At 41.7% G+C, this 17,805-nt stretch carries 14 protein-coding genes; 2 read left to right on the forward strand and 12 right to left on the reverse strand.

The window, feature by feature from the left end; translation table 11 throughout:
* The first annotated feature begins 1,611 nt into the window (after nt 1–1,611).
* Nucleotides 1,612–2,073 carry an LEA type 2 family protein gene (locus tag JWR61_RS17350; RefSeq protein WP_301929011.1) on the forward strand — a complete coding sequence of 154 codons (462 nt, stop codon included), beginning with the start codon at nt 1,612–1,614 and terminating at the stop codon, nt 2,071–2,073.
* A gap of 54 nt (nt 2,074–2,127) precedes the next feature.
* On the opposite strand, the gene JWR61_RS17355 is transcribed toward JWR61_RS17350, so the two are convergent.
* Complete coding sequence (locus JWR61_RS17355) at nt 2,128–2,496, reverse strand: heavy-metal-associated domain-containing protein (RefSeq protein ID WP_301929012.1); 369 nt, start codon at nt 2,494–2,496, stop codon at nt 2,128–2,130.
* Between the two features lie 18 nt (nt 2,497–2,514).
* Complete coding sequence (gene pyrE, locus JWR61_RS17360; protein WP_301929013.1) at nt 2,515–3,150, reverse strand: orotate phosphoribosyltransferase; 636 nt, start codon at nt 3,148–3,150, stop codon at nt 2,515–2,517.
* A 98-nt stretch (nt 3,151–3,248) separates the two neighbouring features.
* Here pyrE and JWR61_RS17365 point away from each other — a divergent pair, with 98 nt between their 5' ends.
* Entirely contained in the window at nt 3,249–3,911 is a 663-nt protein-coding gene (locus JWR61_RS17365) for an NUDIX hydrolase (protein ID WP_301929014.1), read from the forward strand.
* A 7-nt stretch (nt 3,912–3,918) separates the two neighbouring features.
* On the opposite strand, the gene JWR61_RS17370 is transcribed toward JWR61_RS17365, so the two are convergent.
* From JWR61_RS17370 to JWR61_RS17415, 10 genes are all read right to left on the reverse strand, one after another.
* Nucleotides 3,919–4,377, reverse strand: a complete 459-nt coding sequence (locus tag JWR61_RS17370) for a hotdog fold thioesterase (protein WP_301929015.1) — start codon at nt 4,375–4,377, stop codon at nt 3,919–3,921.
* A gap of 2 nt (nt 4,378–4,379) precedes the next feature.
* On the reverse strand, nt 4,380–4,853 hold the full coding sequence (coaD, locus tag JWR61_RS17375; protein WP_301929016.1) for a pantetheine-phosphate adenylyltransferase: 474 nt from the start codon (nt 4,851–4,853) through the stop codon (nt 4,380–4,382).
* Nucleotides 4,854–4,999: 146 nt separating this feature from the next.
* The gene (locus JWR61_RS17380; RefSeq protein WP_301929017.1) at nt 5,000–5,938 is read right to left on the reverse strand and encodes an aspartate carbamoyltransferase catalytic subunit; all 939 of its coding nucleotides are present in this window, start codon (nt 5,936–5,938) and stop codon (nt 5,000–5,002) included.
* Between the two features lie 114 nt (nt 5,939–6,052).
* Nucleotides 6,053–6,562, reverse strand: coding sequence for a bifunctional pyr operon transcriptional regulator/uracil phosphoribosyltransferase PyrR (gene pyrR / locus JWR61_RS17385; RefSeq protein WP_290338254.1), 510 nt, complete (start codon nt 6,560–6,562; stop codon nt 6,053–6,055).
* A 135-nt stretch (nt 6,563–6,697) separates the two neighbouring features.
* The gene (locus tag JWR61_RS17390; RefSeq protein ID WP_301929018.1) at nt 6,698–7,162 is read right to left on the reverse strand and encodes an isoamylase early set domain-containing protein; all 465 of its coding nucleotides are present in this window, start codon (nt 7,160–7,162) and stop codon (nt 6,698–6,700) included.
* Nucleotides 7,163–7,312: 150 nt separating this feature from the next.
* Nucleotides 7,313–7,903 carry a porin family protein gene (locus JWR61_RS17395; protein WP_301929019.1) on the reverse strand — a complete coding sequence of 197 codons (591 nt, stop codon included), beginning with the start codon at nt 7,901–7,903 and terminating at the stop codon, nt 7,313–7,315.
* Nucleotides 7,904–8,104: 201 nt separating this feature from the next.
* Nucleotides 8,105–9,739: an L-glutamate gamma-semialdehyde dehydrogenase gene (gene pruA, locus JWR61_RS17400; protein WP_301929020.1), complete on the reverse strand. Its 1,635-nt coding sequence runs from the start codon at nt 9,737–9,739 to the stop codon at nt 8,105–8,107.
* A 140-nt stretch (nt 9,740–9,879) separates the two neighbouring features.
* Nucleotides 9,880–10,410 (reverse strand): hypothetical protein, encoded by a 531-nt coding sequence (locus JWR61_RS17405; protein ID WP_301929021.1) that lies wholly within the window; start codon nt 10,408–10,410, stop codon nt 9,880–9,882.
* Between the two features lie 106 nt (nt 10,411–10,516).
* A protein-coding gene (gene prfB, locus JWR61_RS17410; RefSeq protein ID WP_290338249.1) for a peptide chain release factor 2 occupies nt 10,517–11,612 on the reverse strand; the annotation gives its coding sequence in 2 pieces (ribosomal slippage) (nt 10,517–11,551 and nt 11,553–11,612; 1,095 coding nt in all).
* Nucleotides 11,613–11,715: 103 nt separating this feature from the next.
* Nucleotides 11,716–17,673, reverse strand: a complete 5,958-nt coding sequence (locus JWR61_RS17415; protein WP_301929022.1) for a gliding motility-associated C-terminal domain-containing protein — start codon at nt 17,671–17,673, stop codon at nt 11,716–11,718.
* Between the last annotated feature and the right edge of the window lie 132 nt (nt 17,674–17,805).

Genomic DNA, 17,805 nt, shown 5'->3' on the forward strand with positions numbered 1-17,805 from the left:
AAAAGTATACCACAACAAAGGCAAAGAAAGCATTAAAGTCAGCTTCTCCTAAAAAAAGAATTACTACCTAACCCCGGTTTATTCAATATAATTATCTGGCGGAATCTGTTAAAAATAGCTGCAAATACAAAAGACCCGATAGAAATCGGGTCTTCGTTTACGAACCTAATTTGGTTCTGTAACCCCCAAAGAAAACATCTTGTTTACCAAGCACAAGCGGTTATTACCTGAGGTTGTTCTATAAACGCCAGGGATTCCTTATTATTTTGTTAATTGGTTAATTTATTTGAGAAGGACCTACATATCTGGCACGCTTCCGCAATACAATTTAGTTTTTTACAAATTGGAGATTATAGAAATTCGCGATTTTTTGAAGTGAAAACGAGATACTTTTCTTCCACCTTTCTTATACTTTTTCACAGCGATTTACTAACAAAAAGCATGGACTTAGCCGGAAATAAACTTGAGGAAGTTTTTTTGGCAACGATTCGGGGGTATAAGGAAGGGCACTTTGTCAAGAATTAAAGTTGAGCAAAACAGGTATTTTAATCCACTTATTATAACCGGGTAAGTTCTGTATCGTAGCAACTGTTGCCCGGACGATTTTCCTACCAACCTCTTTAGGTCAATTCAGGTATTTCAAAATTTGGTGCAGTTCGTAAAGATTAATATTGAAGTTATAAAAATATATTCTAGTTGTTTCTAGCTTACAAATTGCTGATTCGGAGAATTTAATGTGTATTATCAACAGATACCTTATTTGCATAATATTGTCCGCTTACAGTTTTCAACAACCATGAATAAAAATTCATTGTGTGACACACCTACAATTTTCTGGCTTGGCCTGGTAGCCTGCTTTTGAAAACTTGCAATGAGTAAAATTCCCAAACTGATTTCATTTCCAATCCTCACAAAAAAAGTGGAGACATTACTTTTTTAAAAACGTTGCAAATGACTTTTTTGAGCTCCCAACTCTGCAAACTTTTAGAAATATCACATTACTAATAATCGCTGGACCTAACTATGCTTTATCGTTTTAAAGATTCCTCGCCATAAATTATTATTCAAAAGTTGCATAAATTTATATATGCCATTTTAGCATCCTTGCTGTCTGCTTTTTAACAAAATAAGAAAATAGCCTACGATGCGCAGGAATCGATGACACTAATTTTTAAACCCATATTATTATACGCGTATTAAAAAGCTCATTTTAAGCTTCTTTCAGGTTAAGAGTATTAGAAAAAATCGACTTTTCATGTCTTACATAAAACAAAATGTCAATAAACTACTATTATAACCTTATTATCAGTCTTTTATGAGTAATTTAATAAAATTAATTAACGATTACTATCTAACAAAAATTAATGGTTGAATTCTTACATTTTACCTAGATTTTATTTTATTTAATTTATTATATAAAATACATAACAAAATGATAGCTAATTATTTAAATTATAAATTGTGAGCTAATTTAATTAGGATTAGTTTTGGGACTCTTTGCTATTCTGTCAGTATATAATAACTAACGTTATTAGCAGGACTTTTAACATAAATTAATTTTTAATTTTTAGCTTATAGTATTACCTTCCCTAAAATTCACACTTCCCTTTTATGATGTTAAGCAAAAAGCTCCCCACCCTGTTGATTTTTATCTTACTGACAAATTTGCTGGTTTCCTGCTCTACCCCGAAAGAATTGGAGTACCGTGATTTCAAAAACCTGGAGGTTGTGAAAGTTGGCTTTGCGGCTACTACTTTGAAAATGGACCTAATTTATTATAACCCAAACAACTTTGGGCTGGAGTTAAACCGAACGGACCTGGACGTTTATATTAATAATAATTACCTTGGAAAAACGGTTCAACAAAGCCAGGTGGCCATCCCAAAAAGAGCCGAATTTGCCATTCCTATAAGTATAGATGTAGATATGAAAAATCTCTTAAAGAATGGGCTAACTACTTTTTTAACGAATGAAGTGATGGTAAAAGTGGTCGGAACAATAAGGGTTGGAAAGCTAAATGTGTTCAAAACATTTAATGTGAATTATGAAGGCAAGCAGCAATTTTCGTTTTAAATGCACAAAAAAACCACCCGAAGGTGGTTATGTAAAAAATACTACATTCTTTTGTTAGCGCTCTGTTTTCTTACCGTTTATTATTCCCTCTGGTTTCTTACAACATTTAGGTAATTTTTTATATGCATCTTCATCAGCAGTTACATCATCCGCATCATACCCCGCATTGGCAATTGCAGTCTTAATTTGTTCGATATTGTTCCGGTCAGTCAGGTAGGTTACAGTAGTCGTTTTCTTTTTGTAGTCTACTCTAACCGCGGATATTCCCGGCTCTCTTTTAAGGTAATTTTCTATCCGGTCTTTGCATTGTTCGCATTGCACGGTGGGTGTTTTTATCACCACTTTTTCAACTGCTTTTTGCTGGGCAAAACTTACCGTTGCAAACCCAAGCAACGTCAATAGAGTAAGCTTAATTTTTTTCATACTGATGTTTTTATAAAGTTATTCATTTGGCTTCCAATTTGCCGGATCCTGTCGCCAGTTTAACAAAGTGTTTTGCTGTTCAGCCGTCACAATTCCCTTTTCAACCGCAAGGTCAATCAGGCTGCCGTAATTGGTCAGGGAACGATATTCTACTCCGGCGTTTGCAAATGCTTTCGCTGCTACATCAAAACCGTAGGTGAAAATGCTTACCATGCCAGTCACTTCCACTTCCGCTTTGCGCAGCACTTCCACCACTTCCAGGCTACTTTTACCGGTAGAAATTAAGTCTTCAATCACCAATACCTTTTTACCTTTTTCAAAAAAGCCTTCAATCTGGTTACCAAGACCGTGTTCTTTAGGTTTGGGCCGCACGTATATGAATGGTAATTTCAACTGATCTGCAACCATTGCTCCCCATGGAATTCCGGCGGTAGCAACTCCGGCAAGAATTTCTGCCTGGGGAAATTGTTCAAAAACCACATTGCACATTTCGCTTTTGATAAAATCTCTTACAAAAGGAAAAGATAAAACGCGGCGGTTATCACAGTAAATCGGACTTTTCCATCCACTTGCCCAGTTAAAGGGTTGTTGCGGACTCAACTTAATTGCATTAATTTGTAACAGCTTTTCTGCTACGGCTTTTTCATTTGTCATACTGCAAATTAAAACAAAGCAATAATGTATCAGCAATATCACGAAAAAAGATGCGGCTTCTTCCTGTAAAAGCCTTCACCCTGAAATAAATTTTACATATGCACATAAAAATTTACTTTGATGATAAACCCGTTTTTCTTTGTGATGAATTAACCGAAGAGCTGAAGGAAATTCTGCATCACCCGGATGCTATCTTTATAGACGAGTTTTCCGGGCCTGCCATTAAATCTTTATTGCATGAAATAACGAAACCTGATTTTCATGCAGGCGTATTATTACATAGTAGCCTCGAAGAATTGAAAAAGGCGTTTTTCAAACACTTTACTCCTATTGAAGCCGCAGGAGGAGTGGTACAAAATGATAAAAATCAATTGCTGTTTATTTACAGGCTTGCCAAATGGGATCTGCCAAAAGGAAAGGTGGAAACAGGCGAGCACATTGAAAAAACTGCCCTGAGGGAAATAGAAGAAGAAACTGGCTTAAAGCATTTAACACTGCATAGTAAAATCGGGGAAACCTATCATACGTATAATGCTTACGGAAAACATTTTTTAAAAACAACGCATTGGTATTTTGTAACCTGCTCCGCCAAACAAAAAATGATACCTCAAACAGAAGAAGATATTACCGCTATAGAATGGGTCAATCCAAACAAAATGGATCTGCAACTTAACAACACGTATCCTTCAATTAAAGATATTTTATCCGTGTTGCTAAAGTCTGGCATCCCAACTAAAAAGAAAAGGACGACAAGCGAATAGAACTATATTAAAAAGCCTTTTTTAATATGGCAACGGTAAGACGGCTTATGCAGATCAGTTTTTCCGCCTCGTCATGAATTTTTATATCCCACACATGGGTATTGGTACCAAGATGTAAAGGAGTGGCAGTGGCAATAACGTAGCCCTGTCTTGCACTTCTTACATGGTTGGCATTTATCTCCAATCCCACACAAATAAATTTATCCGGATCAATTACCAGGGAAGATGCCATGCTGCCTGCGGTTTCAGCCAGTACACAACTGGCGCCGCCATGCAAAAGGCCATAAGGCTGTTTGGTACGATCATCAACCGGCATCTTCATCTTTAAATAATCATCTCCCAGGGCTGTGAATTCAAGCCCCAGCAATGTCTCCATAGAGCCAAGAGCAACAGAAGATAATTCTTCAAACTTGATCGACTTATCAAACCAGATAGCCATCGTTTTAATTTTCGGTGCTTGAAACATTTTTATTTTTTTGCTATTGTAGAATTGACTTCTTCAGGTAAAAATTGAGATACATCTCCTCCATTTTTGTACACATCCCGTACCAATGTAGAGGCTACCGAGGTAAACTGCGGAAGACAGGTAAGAAAAACTGTTTCAATGTGCCCGTCCAGGCTACGGTTCATATCGGCAATCGCTTTTTCGTATTCAAAATCATTTACATAGCGAATGCCCCTAAGGATAAAATTGGCCCCAACCATCTTACAGCAATTCACTGTTAAACCATCATAAACCACTGCGTCTACCGTCAACTGATTTTTATAGATATCCTTTACCCATTGCAATCTTTGTTCCTCACTAAACATCGGCACCTTGTTCACGTTGCGGCCAATGCCCACAATCACTTTGTCGAATAAAGGAATAGCCCGGTTAATAATATCAATATGGCCCAGGGTAACAGGATCGAAGGTTCCGGGGAAGAGACAAATGCGTTGCATAGTTTGGTAAAATAATTATTTAATGACAATTGGTTAACACGACAGCCCGATTATTATGGCAGCAAAGGCCAGTCAACTATTATGTGCCTGTATAATTTTAGCGAAAGATAATTAAAATAAAAAATACTTTTAAGCCGGATAAAAGATCAATTAATCAAAGCACTGCTTTTGGGTGAAAGTAAATACAATACTGCCATTCTCACAGCAACGCCATTTTCTACCTGTTGCAAAATGATAGATTGTTTACTGTCTGCTACATCGCTGTCAATTTCCACGCCCCGGTTAATCGGGCCAGGGTGCATAATCACAATTTCTTTTGGCAACTGATCGAGTAATTTTTTACTGACACCATATGCCAGGTTGTATTCTCTAAGGGAAGAAAACAATACCTGGTTTTGCCGTTCCAGTTGTATACGCAACACATTGGCAACATCGCACCAGGCCAGTGCTTTTTTAAGGTTGTATTCTACTTTAACCTTTAATGCTTCTGCAATGTACTTTGGTATTAAAGTAGGAGGACCGGCAACCATTACCTCTGCACCCATTTTCTTTAAAAGATAAATATTGCTTAACGCCACCCGCGAATGCATAATGTCGCCTACCAGCACAATTTTTTTTCCTTCCAGTGTTCCGAGCTTGTCCCTAATAGAAAATGCATCCAGCAATGCCTGGGTGGGATGTTCATTGATTCCGTCACCGGCATTTACGATGGCGGCTGGTATATGTTTGGCTAAAAAGTGAGGGGCTCCGCTGGCGCTATGACGCATTACCACCATATCCACCTTCATACTTAAAATATTATTTACCGTATCAAGTAATGTCTCTCCTTTTGATACAGACGAACCAGAAGCAGTAAAATTGATTGTATCAGCACTAAGTCTTTTTTCTGCCAATTCAAAAGATATCCTTGTGCGGGTACTGCTTTCGTAAAAAAGATTTACGATAGTAATATCTCGTAAGGAAGGAACTTTTTTTACCGGTCTCTGTAAAACCTCTTTAAACTGTGCAGCAGTGGATAAAATAAGAGAAATGTCTTCTGGCGTAAGGTCTTTAATGCCCAATAGATGTTTGGTAGATAGTTGCATTAAGCGTCAAAGCTAATAGATTTGTTTGAATTACAGGAAGTAAGACGCAGAAATTTTGCTGAATATTTTGTTGAAGACTGGAAAAAAAATCCTGAAATTTCAATGGGGAGTTTGTTAATACAGAATAACCTGCTCTTTATCCCACTCCACTTTTACCTTTTGAGAAAAAACGGTATCAATTGCTTTTCCAAAATAATCGGGTTGTATAGGCAATTCCCGGTTGAATCTTCTGTCAACCAAAACGCAAAGTTCTACCTTTTGCGGGCGGCCAAAATCCTGGAGAGCATCCAATGCCGCCCTGATAGTTCTGCCGGTATACAAAACATCATCAATCAAAATCACTTTCTTTCCTTCAATTGAAAAGGGAATTTCTGTTTTATTGGCAACGTGCAATTCCTGGCGGATATCATCACGGTAAAAAGTAATGTCTAAAATTCCATAGGCTACTTTTTCTCCCGGGTATAAGCGTTGTATATTATCCACCACCATTTTACTTACCTGCACGCCACGTGGCTGCAAACCAATAAAAACCAGTTCGTTTAAATGCTGATGATTCTCCATTAACTGGTTGGACAGTCGTAAGATAGTAAGGTGTAATTGTTGTTTATCTAAGATCGTTATCAAAATAAAAAATTATAGCGCGAATTTATTGGTTATTGACTTATAAAAAAAGTCCCCGTAAAACAGGGACCTTTAAATTATAAAATTGTTCAACAGATAAATTATTAAACCCACACGAGTTTACAATTATCGTTACCCTCAGGCTTTGTTATCTGTTGCTTTTGCCTTTGTTGTTTTGGCTTTTGGAGCCGCTGTTTTAACTACAACACTTTTGTCCTTCGCAGGAGCAGTTTTCTTTGCAGGTACTTTTGCCTTTTCAACTGATGGAGCCGCCTTTTCTTTTGGAGCTTTCACTGCAGTTTTTTTAGCTTCTTTTGCTTCGTCAGGTACAGTTATTACACAATTATCTACGTGCAAACCAGAAATATGTACGTAATGATCTGCACTGTGATCATTTACCCAACGACCGTCATTTAATAAATAACGGTACTCATATCTTTTACCCGGTTCAAGCGAAGCCGTGGCTGTCATAGAGCCATCTTTTTGCTTTTTTAAGCTGATGCCGTCGTTGTAATTCCAGTTGTTAAATTCTCCCATTAAAAGTCCTGAAGTTGCTTCTCCTACTACTTCTGCAGACAATGTGAAGGTTACTTTCTTAGCCATATTTTGTTTTGTTTGGTTAAACACTACAGCGACATATTTAGTCAACTGAAGTGTACTTAATACATGTTATATTACTGCTTAATACAAAAAGAGTATTTTGGTAACCCTTGGCATTATAATAAGTTTTACACATATTAACATCACACCAAATTAATGGTGATGCATTGCTTTAAACTGGTAAAATATACCAGCAGAAAAAACGCGGTTCGCCACCTTGGCTGCATTGTTATCATTGATTTTGCTCAACCCGAGATTGTATCTCGCATCGATACCAAATCCACTGCTTGTTAAGTAACCTGCTCCGAATACCCAGGCAGCATCCAACTTTTTGTAGCCATCTTTAACATCAGTACTCACACTGCCCGCTTTTTGTTTTGCGCTTACCAATGCGCCAAACTGTGGACCGGTTTCAATTCTAAAGCCAGTTCCTATCATGTACTGCAATAATATAGGCAACTGCAGATAATTCAGGTTGGTCTTGTATTCAACGTTTGAAATTGTTTGCTTTGCACCCTGTCCGGAAAAAAGTAATTCCGGCTGAACTGCAAATTCTGGTGACAAATGAATGTGTGCCAATACACCCAGGTTTGCAGATATGCGGGGATCTATATTAGAGTTGGAAGAACCTGTACTAAGTGTTGCCACGTTTAACCCCCCTTTTATCCCAGGCTCGATATGGACTTGTGCCTTCAACAATAATGAACCCGGTAAAAGGGTTAATGCAAATAATAACTTTTTCATTTTCTGTGATTTTGATTAATAATAATCGACTTAGCCAAATTACATGCCACTCAAAGATTATCACTTACAAAGGGTTGTTTGCAAATGAATTCTGTTTTAAAATTGTTTTATGAGGAAATGATTCCTCAATGTGTTTAAAGCCGTTACACAAAAAAGCCGCTTCCTTTATAGAAGCGGCCCGTTTTAAAATAATCCGTCTTTTTATTTTTCCAGCATGAAAGGATATTTATAATCAGTTACTGGTACAAAGGTTTCTTTAATTGTTCGTGCACTCAACCACCGGTACAAATTTAGAATACTGCCGGCCTTATCGTTGGTACCACTCCCCCTTGCCCCACCAAATGGTTGCTGACCCACTACGGCGCCGGTTGGTTTATCATTGATATAAAAATTGCCTGCACAATTGCGTAAACGATTAACCGCTAAATCAACCGCATACCTGTCCTGTGCAATGATAGCTCCGGTAAGTGCATAGGGCGACGTGGAATCTACCAGGGCCAGCGTCTCTTCATATTTATTTTCATCATACACATATAACGTTAACACCGGCCCAAACAATTCTTCACACATGGTTACATATTTTGGATCGGTCGTTTCTATCACGGTTGGTTCTATAAAATAACCTTTTGATTTATCACAATTACCGCCTGCGATTACTTTTACGCCGCTTCCTTTTTTCTTTGCTGCTTTGATATACATCTCAAGCTTATCAAAACTTTTTTCGTCGATCACTGCATTGATAAAATTAGTAAAGTCCTCTGTTGAACCCATCTTCATGGTTTTTAACATGGCCACCAGTTTTTTCTTCACTTCAATTGCAATATTAGATGGAATGTATGCCCGGGAAGCAGCACTGCATTTTTGCCCCTGGTATTCAAAAGCGCCTCTTGCAAGCGCAGTTACCACAACATCGGGGTCTGCAGAACTATGCGCAATAACAAAATCCTTTCCGCCGGTTTCACCAACTATGCGGGGATAAGATTTATACTTGCCCATATTGGCTCCAATTGTTTTCCAAAAATGATTGAACACTCCGGTACTGCCCGTAAAGTGTACACCTGCAAAATCAGGATGCTCAAAGCACACTTCACCTAACACTGGTCCGTCAACAATTACAAGATTGATTACTCCATCAGGTAAGCCAGCTTCTTTTAATATCCGCATAAAAACCTGGGCGCTGTACAACTGTGTATGTGCCGGTTTCCATACCACTACGTTACCGCACATGGCAGCACTGGTGGGCAGGTTACCCCCAATGGCAGTAAAATTAAATGGTGAAACAGCCAGTACAAATCCTTCAAGCGGACGATATTCCATCCTATTATTCATACCTGCACCACTAACGGGTTGCTGGCGATAGATGTCACTTAAAAAATGAACGTTAAAACGCAAAAAGTCTATCAGTTCGCAGGCCGCATCAATTTCTGCCTGGTAAGGATTTTTACTTTGTCCCAGCATGGTAGTTGCCACTATCAACGCCCGGTATTTTGTGGCCAGTAAGTCGGCTGCTTTTAAAAAAATGTTGGCCCTGTTTTCCCAGGGCATACCAGCCCATTTTTCTTTTGCATTTAATGCGGCATCAATCGCTTTTTTTACATGAATGGCATCACCATTATGAAAATTACCAAGCAGGTGTTTATGTTCATGCGGCGGGCGTATAGAAGTTTTTTTGCCTGTCCGGACTTCTTCACCGCCAATGTAAAGGGGTACATCTGCTACTTCACTCTTTAATTGTTTCAATACTTTTTTTAAGGCCAGTTTTTCGGGAGAACCGGGTGCATAATTCAGAACTGGTTCATTTGACGGCATCGGGTAAAAAAAATCTCCGTATTGCATATAAATTTTTTAGTGTTTTAAAGAGTGTTGCAAAGTTGAAGTGTTGCAAAAGAGTTTCTTTCACATAGTGAGCAGCCGTTGATTATCTCAAAAGGGACATGTTATAAACGAACAAAGATAATGCCTGTGCGACAGGAGGGTTATTTCTGAGCCTCATAATTAATGCTGATTATCTTGAAATTGTCTCCTTTTTGAGCAACCCATATTTTACCACCATCCAGCATAACGCCCCGCTCACTTCTGAAAAGCTGGTTAAAATTTGTAGTGGCCAAAGATAATTTTACGGCTTTTGTAAAAACGCCATCAAAATTTACTATCAGGCTTTCCCTTGTTTTAATAGCATCATCCAAAGGATACTTAACCGCGGACGCCAGCATTTCCCTGTCGTTGGTAATTACCCATTGTTGTAATTGTTTGATAAATAATTTCAAACCTTTAACATCGGTAACGCGGGCAGTTTTCCAGCTTGCAGGAACGCTTCCATCGGAAAAAACCGAATCATCTTTTAATTCAGCAGGCGAAAGTTCACTTACCCGCATCAGTTCACTGTCTACTGCCAGTTCAACGATTTCCTTTGCACCAGGTTTTGCAATTGCGTTTTCTTTGGAAGGCTGCTGACAGCATATCAACAAAATAGCGGTAATAGTAATAAGTGCGATGTATTTTTTCATGCTGGTTTTTAAATATCTAAAAGAAAGATAAAACAAATACATAAGTGCATTGGGAAAAACATGGAAATTTTAATGCTTTATGTACTCCCACTTTGCGAATGAATAACTATGAACTTTCCACTTCTTTTTCGCTCATCAGATAAGCTTTAATAAATCCATCCAGTTCCCCATCCATCACAGGCCCAACATTACCCACTTCATAATCGGTTCGATGGTCTTTAATCATCTTATAGGGATGAAAAACATAACTACGTATCTGGCTGCCCCACTCTATTTTCTTTTTGCTGCTATTGGTGGCATCCAGTGCCGCCTGCCGCTTGCGCATCTCTTCTTCGTACAACCGGCTTTTTAACATCGCCATCGCCTTTTCCCGGTTTTCACCCTGGGTACGGGCCTGCTGACATTCAACAATAAATCCACTTGGCTTATGTGTTAACCGCACTGCTGTTTCTACTTTGTTTACGTTCTGTCCGCCGCTGCCACCACTTCTGAAAAATGCCCATTCCACATCGGCCGGGTTTACCGTTATTTCTATACTGTCGTCTATAAGGGGATATACATATACACTTGCAAAGCTGGTATGCCGGCGGGCATTGCTGTCAAACGGACTAATGCGCACCAGGCGGTGCACACCACTTTCTGCTTTTAAAAAGCCATATGCAAAAGGACCGTCAAACTGGAACGTGCAGGTTTTAATCCCCGCGCCATCCCCCCATTGCCAATCCAGCTCTGTCACAGTCCAGCCTTGTTTTTCGCCGTACATACGGTACATGCGGGCGAGCATTTCTGCCCAATCCTGGCTTTCGGTACCGCCCGCACCACTGTTTATTTGCAACAGTGCCGGCAGTGCGTCAGTTGGCTCGTTCAATGTACTTTTAAACTCGGCTTCGTCAATGGCCGTGTTGGCTTTCGTATAGGCTTCTTTTACTTCTTCTTCGGTAGCTTCTCCTTCTTTCCAAAAATCAAACAGCACGGCAAAGTCTTCGGTCAACTGTACCACATCGTTGTACATGTTTACCCAATACTCATTAACTTTTGTTTCTTTTAAAATGGAAGTTGCACGGGCATTGTCATCCCAAAACCCCGGCGAAAGTGAAAGTTCTTTGTCTTTATCTATTTTATATTGTCGGTTAGCGACGTCAAAGAAACCTCCTCAAGACCAGCACACGGTCTCTCATATCCTTCAAATTTTCTGTTGTCATGCTGCAAATTTAGGGGATATTTTTAAACAAGCAAATAGTATGGAAGTGAATAATTTGTTTGCAATCTTCCTTTACTGCAAACGGCAACGGACGAATGACCGGGTCAATGTACAATTGTTATCGCACCTTCCTTTTTTAGAGTGCTTCCGTTATTGTAAATATATTCAGCCCGCCACATATAGCTGCCGGTATCCGCCGGTTGACCGCGTAAGGATCCGTCCCATTTGTCGAATGGATTTGTACTGCTGAAAACTACCTGGCCATACCTGTTATAAATCCGCAGCGAATAATTTTTCAGCAAACTCAGGTTGCGCAACGGCAAAGGACCAAACTGATCGTTCAAGCCGTCATTATTGGGGCTGAAGGCGGTGGGGAACAAAATGTCATCGCAATTGTGAGAAAGCTCAATTGTAATGGATGCGCTATCTGAACACCCATCGGCCGTCGTTACTACTACTGAATAAATACCTGGCGCTTTTACAATGAAGCCGGAGGCCGTTGAATTGTCCTGCCAAAGATAATGGTCGTAACTACCGGGACTGATAAGCAGGTTGTCACCCGTACAAATGCCGGAATACTTACCAAATGAAGGCTTCGCAGGCACTGGAAATTTTATTGCAGATACCGGTGTAACTGCGCTGGTACAATTCCCGTCAAAAGCTGTAACATAGTAGGTGGTTGTACTAGTGATACTTGGATTATAGTTTGCTCCGGAAGCTGCCGGACTCATGAGATCCGCCGCATCATACCAGTTTAAGATTCCTGAGCCGATGGCTTTTAAATTTACCACCCCATTACCACAACGCTGGCCACCTGTAGCTACGGGTGGCAGCGGTGCACTGTTAATGAAGATATCTGCCTTACTGCTGCTGCCTGGCGTACAGGGCGTAGGCAATACGGTGTATGTTACCGAGTAAGTCCCTCCTTTGCTTTTTGTCAGGTCTATTACTCCGGTTACCTCATTAACGGTTAAGCCGCTGGGAGAAGAAAACACTCCTCCTGTAGTAAAGCCCGCCGGAATAACCGGGGTTGGATTTTTTCCATTGATACATACAGGAGTGGCGTAAGAAAATGAGGTGAGCGGAGCATTGTTGCCCACTACGGTTATGGTGGCAGTACTACTGTTTGTAAAGGCACACACGGCAGCTGGTAATGTATATTTTACTGTGTATGTACCGGGGGTGCTTGCCGCAATATCAATCACACCTGTACTGCTGTCAACCACTAAACCTGCGGCGGCGGAAAATATACCCCCGGTGGCAAAACCTGCTGCACGTACCGGAACAGGAGGTGCAATGGCGGCACACACTATGGATGGACTATAGCTAAAGGCTGTTACCTGGTTGGTAATTGCATTTACAGTAGCTTTTGCTACGCTGGCTGTGCTAACGCAGTTTCCCACAGTATTGGTGACATAAAAATTGGTAGTAGTGCTAATATTGGGACTGTAAGAAGGGCCTGTAAACAATGGGGTAGAAAGTGCCGCATCAGCATACCACGTGATGGTGCCATTACCTGTTGCATTGACAGTTACTAAACCGCTGCCACAACGCTGGTTGTCAGTTGTGACCGGGGCTGCGGAAGAACTGGTGATGGTAATGTCGGTAGAACTGCTACCACTTGCCCCACAAGCCGTTTGTGCAACCGCATACGTAACTGTATAGGTTGCAGGCGTGCTGGCGGCAATATCAATAATACCTGTTGTTGCATTGATAGCCAGCCCCGCAGAAGAACTGAATACACCTCCCTGTGTAAAGCCAGTCGCCGTAACTGGAGAAGGATCAGGCGAGGTAATGCAAACCGGGGTAGGATAGGTAAAAGTTGTTACTGTCGGTACCGTTTTACTAATGGTAATGCTGGTGCTACTACTTGAGGTTAAGGCACAGGCCGAAGCTGGCAAAGTATATTTAATCAAATAGGTTGCGGGAATGCTGGAAGAAGGATTGACTACGCCTGTAATACTGTCAATTGATATACCTGCGGGCGCTGAATACACACCGCCGGATGCAAAGGCTGGTGCAGGAACTGGCGTTACCAGCGTGTTTCCGGCACATACTACAGCAGGGTTATAGGTAAACGCCGTTACTTGTGCAGTCACCGGTACTACAGTAGCAGTAGCTATTGTTGTAGCACTCACACAACCAGAAACAGTGTTGGTAAGGTAAAAATTAGTTGTAGCAGTAACAGCCGTAGAATAGGATGCTCCGGTAAATAAAAGTTTTGTAAGGGCTGCATCGGCATACCACTTAATAGTGCCGGTACCACTTGCATCCAGTGTAACAGTACCACTTCCGCACCGCTTGGCCATTGTACCAACCGTGGGTGACGGGGGTGTGGTAATGGTAATAGTGGCAGTGCTCACAGACAAGTTAGTACAAGCTGTAGCTGCAAGCCTATAGGTAATTATATAAGTGCCTGCAATGCTTGAAGTAAGATCGATTACCCCGGTAGTTGCGTTCACGGTTACGCCGGCAGGTGCACTGTAAACGCCTCCTGGTGTAAAACCGGCTCCCGGAACAGGTGAAGGATTGGATGCGCTGCTGCACACCGGAGAAGCATACGAAAACGAGGTAACAGGCGTTGGGTTTTTAGTAATTGTTATAGTAGCTGTACTGCTTGAAGCAGGTGTGCAAAGCGCCGCACCCAAAACATATTTAACAGTGTAGGTACCAGGGGCGCTGGCAGCAGGATTAACCACACCCGTTATGCTGTGGATAGATAAACCGGAAGGCGCTGAATAAACACCACCTGGCGTAAAACCCGCCACAGGTACCGGCACCTGGCTGGGACTGCCCTGGCATACCGTAGACGGACTATAGCTAAACCCTGTGATTTGAGTGACCATAGGAAAAACCAACACCGTTACCGGGACAATGGGACTGATACAATTGTTTTCGGTACTGGTGATGTAAAACGTTGTGGTAGCAGAAACTACTGCATTATAGGCAATACCCGTATATAAATAATTTGTAAGGGCAGAATCTCCATAAAATTTAACCATTCCGGGGGCTGTGGCCTTGATTGTTGTGGGGCCGGGACCACAACGGTACAATGAACCCAATGACACTGAGGGAGCCACAGGCGTTGGATTTATTACAACGGAAATACCCGAACGTTGGCTTTCACAACCATTGAGTGTTTGGGTTACATAATAATCTGTACTGCCAGCCGGCGTTGTAGCTGGTACGGGTGCTGCGGCAGCACCTGGTCCCCCGGCTGGTACTGTATACCATAATAAATTACTTCCGGTAGCAGTCAATGGTATCGCTTTTTCGTTCTCGCAATAAATAACCGGGGAATTTACAGCCGGCGGTGGCGTTACAGGGAAAACTATTACAGAGGCAGCACCACTTGCACTTTGAGTACAGGTGGGCACTGATGCATATTCAACACTTACAAGGCTAAAAGTTTGGTTAGTAAATAAAGCCCCTGTATTGATGCTGGCTGCACCGGTAGCATCCAGTTGTACCGTTTGGTTGTTAATACCGTCAGTTGTGTAGGTTGCATTTGTATTGGGCGTACCCTTAAAGCTGATATTTGAGGACAAACCGTTGCAGATTGAAATATTGCCGCTGATGTTTACGATAGGTAAAGCATTTACAGTTATGATGGCCGAAGTGGCTAAAGGAACCGTACAAGCCGGACTGGTTGCTGACCTGACACTTACCAGCTGATAGTTTGCCGTAGCCGTGATGTTTCCGGTAGCAACGGTTGCCGAGCCGCCAGCATTCAATACCACTACCTGGTTTGCGCCACCGTTTACTTTATAAGTAACAGTAGCATTGGGTGTACCATTAAAATTAACGTTGCTGCCTGTACCTGAACAAATGGTAGTTGTGCCGCTTATGACGGCCGTTGGCAAAGGACTTAATGAAATAATTGCTGAACCACTCACCGGCTGTGAGCAGGTATTTGCACCTGTACTGGTCACACTGATCAGACTATAAGTTGCTGCTGAAAGCAGTAGTCCGGTGTTTACTACCGCACTGCCGGCAGCATTTTCCTGAACCGTCTGATTTGCGCCACCATTAATGTTATAGGTTATTATTGCATTAGGTGTTCCGGTAAAGGTAATAGATGTACTACTGGCCTCGCAAATGGTAGCTGTTCCGCTTACACCTGCCGTTGGCAATGCATTTACGGAAATAGTAACCGAACCAGTTAAGGGCCGCACGCAGGCAGGCGGACCTGTGCTGGAAATACTGATCAACGTGTAGGTTGCTGCTGCCGACAAATTGCCGGAGGCTAACACCGCGGTTCCTGCTGCATCTAATACCACTGTTTGATTTGCCCCCCCGTTAATGGTATATGTAATGGTCGCATTGGATGTACCATTAAATAAAATGTTGGTACCTGTTCCAGAGCAAACCGAGGCTGTTGCCGAATTGATGGATGCGGTTAACATTGGTAGAACAGTTACAATTACTGATCCGCTCTGTGATACAGAACAGGTTGCAGAAGCTGCACGAACTAAGTTATAACTGGTTGTTACAGTTAAATTTCCCGTAGCCACCGTACTGGTTCCTGCTGCACTTAAGATAGTCGTTTGATTACTGCCGCCGTTTATATTGTAAGTAACGGTGGCATTAGGTGTTCCATTAAAAATTATGTTGGTACCTGTTCCCGAACAAATGGTGGCCGTGCCGGATACAGACGCCACAGGTAAAGGCTGCACTGTTACAATTGCTGACCCGCTTTGTGATGCGGAGCAGGTTGCAGAAGCTGCACTAACCAAGTTATAGGTAGTTGTGGAAGATAAATTTCCAGTCGCCACAGTACCGGTCCCCAAAGCATCTAAAGTGGCTGTCTGATTGCTCCCGCCGTTTATATTGTAGGTAACGGAGGCATTGGGTGTTCCATTAAAAGTTATGTTAGATCCGGTTCCGGAACAGATGCTGGTAGTGCCGGATATTGTTGCTGCCGGTAATGGCAATATAGTTAATGGTAATGTAGCTGCCGTTGCACAATAGCCTGCAGCCGGTGTAAAGGTGTAAGTAGCCGATAAAGTATTGCTTATTACTGCCGGACTCCAGGTACCGGGTATACCGTTAGTTGAAATAGCAGGCAGCAACGGAGCCACTGTCATTTTGCAAAAAGGTGCAACAGGGCTAAACAACGGCGTGGTGGTGGCAGGGGTAATTGTTAAGGTAATAGCTTGCGCATTACTGCTTCCTCCGGTAACAGAATTTATAGCCGTTAAACTAGCGGTATAGGTTGTGGCTGCCGCGTTTACAGGAACGGCTATAGTAAAAGGCGAAGCAGGTAATGAAGCATTTAAAACATCAACAAATCCTGCGGCCTGTGCTGCAGCATCCCAGGTTAAATTATATTGATCCGGGCCTCCGGTTGCTGTAAAGCTGGCAGTAGTAGTATTACTACCTTCACAAACTGGCGCAACTGCAATATTATTGATGGCAACGGGCGGAGCGATTACTGCACAGCCATTATTACCATAAGTGGGTACACCGGCTGCATCCCACCATACTGTATTACCGGATGCATTTACAGCCCAACCATTAGCATAACTTACAATTGCTCCCGGACAAGAAACTGCACTGTTTCTTACCTCAAGATAAGCCGTAACTAAAGGCATATCAGGCAATACACCGGCTGCATTCCAGGTTGATGGAGCCGCAGCACCATCGATATAAACAACGTATAAATTGCCGGAGGCACAAATGGAACTTACATCGTAGTTAACGTCAAAATCGGCAGGAATGAACAACACCATACTACCGGCCGGGATGATAGTAACAGGTGATGTTACGTTTATAATTGTACAACCATTAACTGAAGTAATGCTGCCCGTACCGGTTGGCACAATTGCATTTCCGCCGGATAAAATATTTACCGGCAATCCTGTAGAGGGTACACTATTGGTACCATAGTAAAATGTATAATTTCCCGCAAAAGCCGGAACTGTAGTGGTAAATAATACGAACTCATTTTTTCCCTCGCTGGCTCCGCACGCATTTACCATGGCCGCATTAATAACGGGGCATTGCGCTTTTGCCATCACAGAAAAGCTCAATAAAAATAAGCAGTGAAGGAGGAATTTCATGAAATTGGATATCAGTTATAAGGACCGCTTTTCGAGGCGCCTACCTGATGAGCTTGTTTTCAATTAAATACCCAGGTAAGACTGCCTTAAAAATCGGTAACCCTTAATAAAAATTAACTATTCAAAATATAA

This window comes from Ferruginibacter sp., from assembly GCF_028288465.1.
In the GTDB taxonomy this organism is placed as follows: Bacteria; Bacteroidota; Bacteroidia; order Chitinophagales; family Chitinophagaceae; genus Ferruginibacter.

What these genes read in the sequence shown, in the direction of transcription:
- JWR61_RS17370 (WP_301929015.1), bottom strand. Translation starts at nt 4,377, where the DNA reads ATGTTTCAAGCACCGAAAATTAAAACGATGGCTATCTGGTTTGATAAG.
- JWR61_RS17415 (WP_301929022.1), bottom strand. Translation starts at nt 17,673, where the DNA reads ATGAAATTCCTCCTTCACTGCTTATTTTTATTGAGCTTTTCTGTGATG.
- coaD (WP_301929016.1), bottom strand. Translation starts at nt 4,853, where the DNA reads ATGCAACGCATTTGTCTCTTCCCCGGAACCTTCGATCCTGTTACCCTG.
- pyrE (WP_301929013.1), bottom strand. Translation starts at nt 3,150, where the DNA reads ATGACAAATGAAAAAGCCGTAGCAGAAAAGCTGTTACAAATTAATGCA.
- JWR61_RS17365 (WP_301929014.1), top strand. Translation starts at nt 3,249, where the DNA reads ATGCACATAAAAATTTACTTTGATGATAAACCCGTTTTTCTTTGTGAT.
- JWR61_RS17405 (WP_301929021.1), bottom strand. Translation starts at nt 10,410, where the DNA reads ATGAAAAAATACATCGCACTTATTACTATTACCGCTATTTTGTTGATA.
- JWR61_RS17380 (WP_301929017.1), bottom strand. Translation starts at nt 5,938, where the DNA reads ATGCAACTATCTACCAAACATCTATTGGGCATTAAAGACCTTACGCCA.
- pruA (WP_301929020.1), bottom strand. Translation starts at nt 9,739, where the DNA reads ATGCAATACGGAGATTTTTTTTACCCGATGCCGTCAAATGAACCAGTT.
- JWR61_RS17350 (WP_301929011.1), top strand. Translation starts at nt 1,612, where the DNA reads ATGATGTTAAGCAAAAAGCTCCCCACCCTGTTGATTTTTATCTTACTG.
- JWR61_RS17355 (WP_301929012.1), bottom strand. Translation starts at nt 2,496, where the DNA reads ATGAAAAAAATTAAGCTTACTCTATTGACGTTGCTTGGGTTTGCAACG.
- JWR61_RS17390 (WP_301929018.1), bottom strand. Translation starts at nt 7,162, where the DNA reads ATGGCTAAGAAAGTAACCTTCACATTGTCTGCAGAAGTAGTAGGAGAA.
- JWR61_RS17395 (WP_301929019.1), bottom strand. Translation starts at nt 7,903, where the DNA reads ATGAAAAAGTTATTATTTGCATTAACCCTTTTACCGGGTTCATTATTG.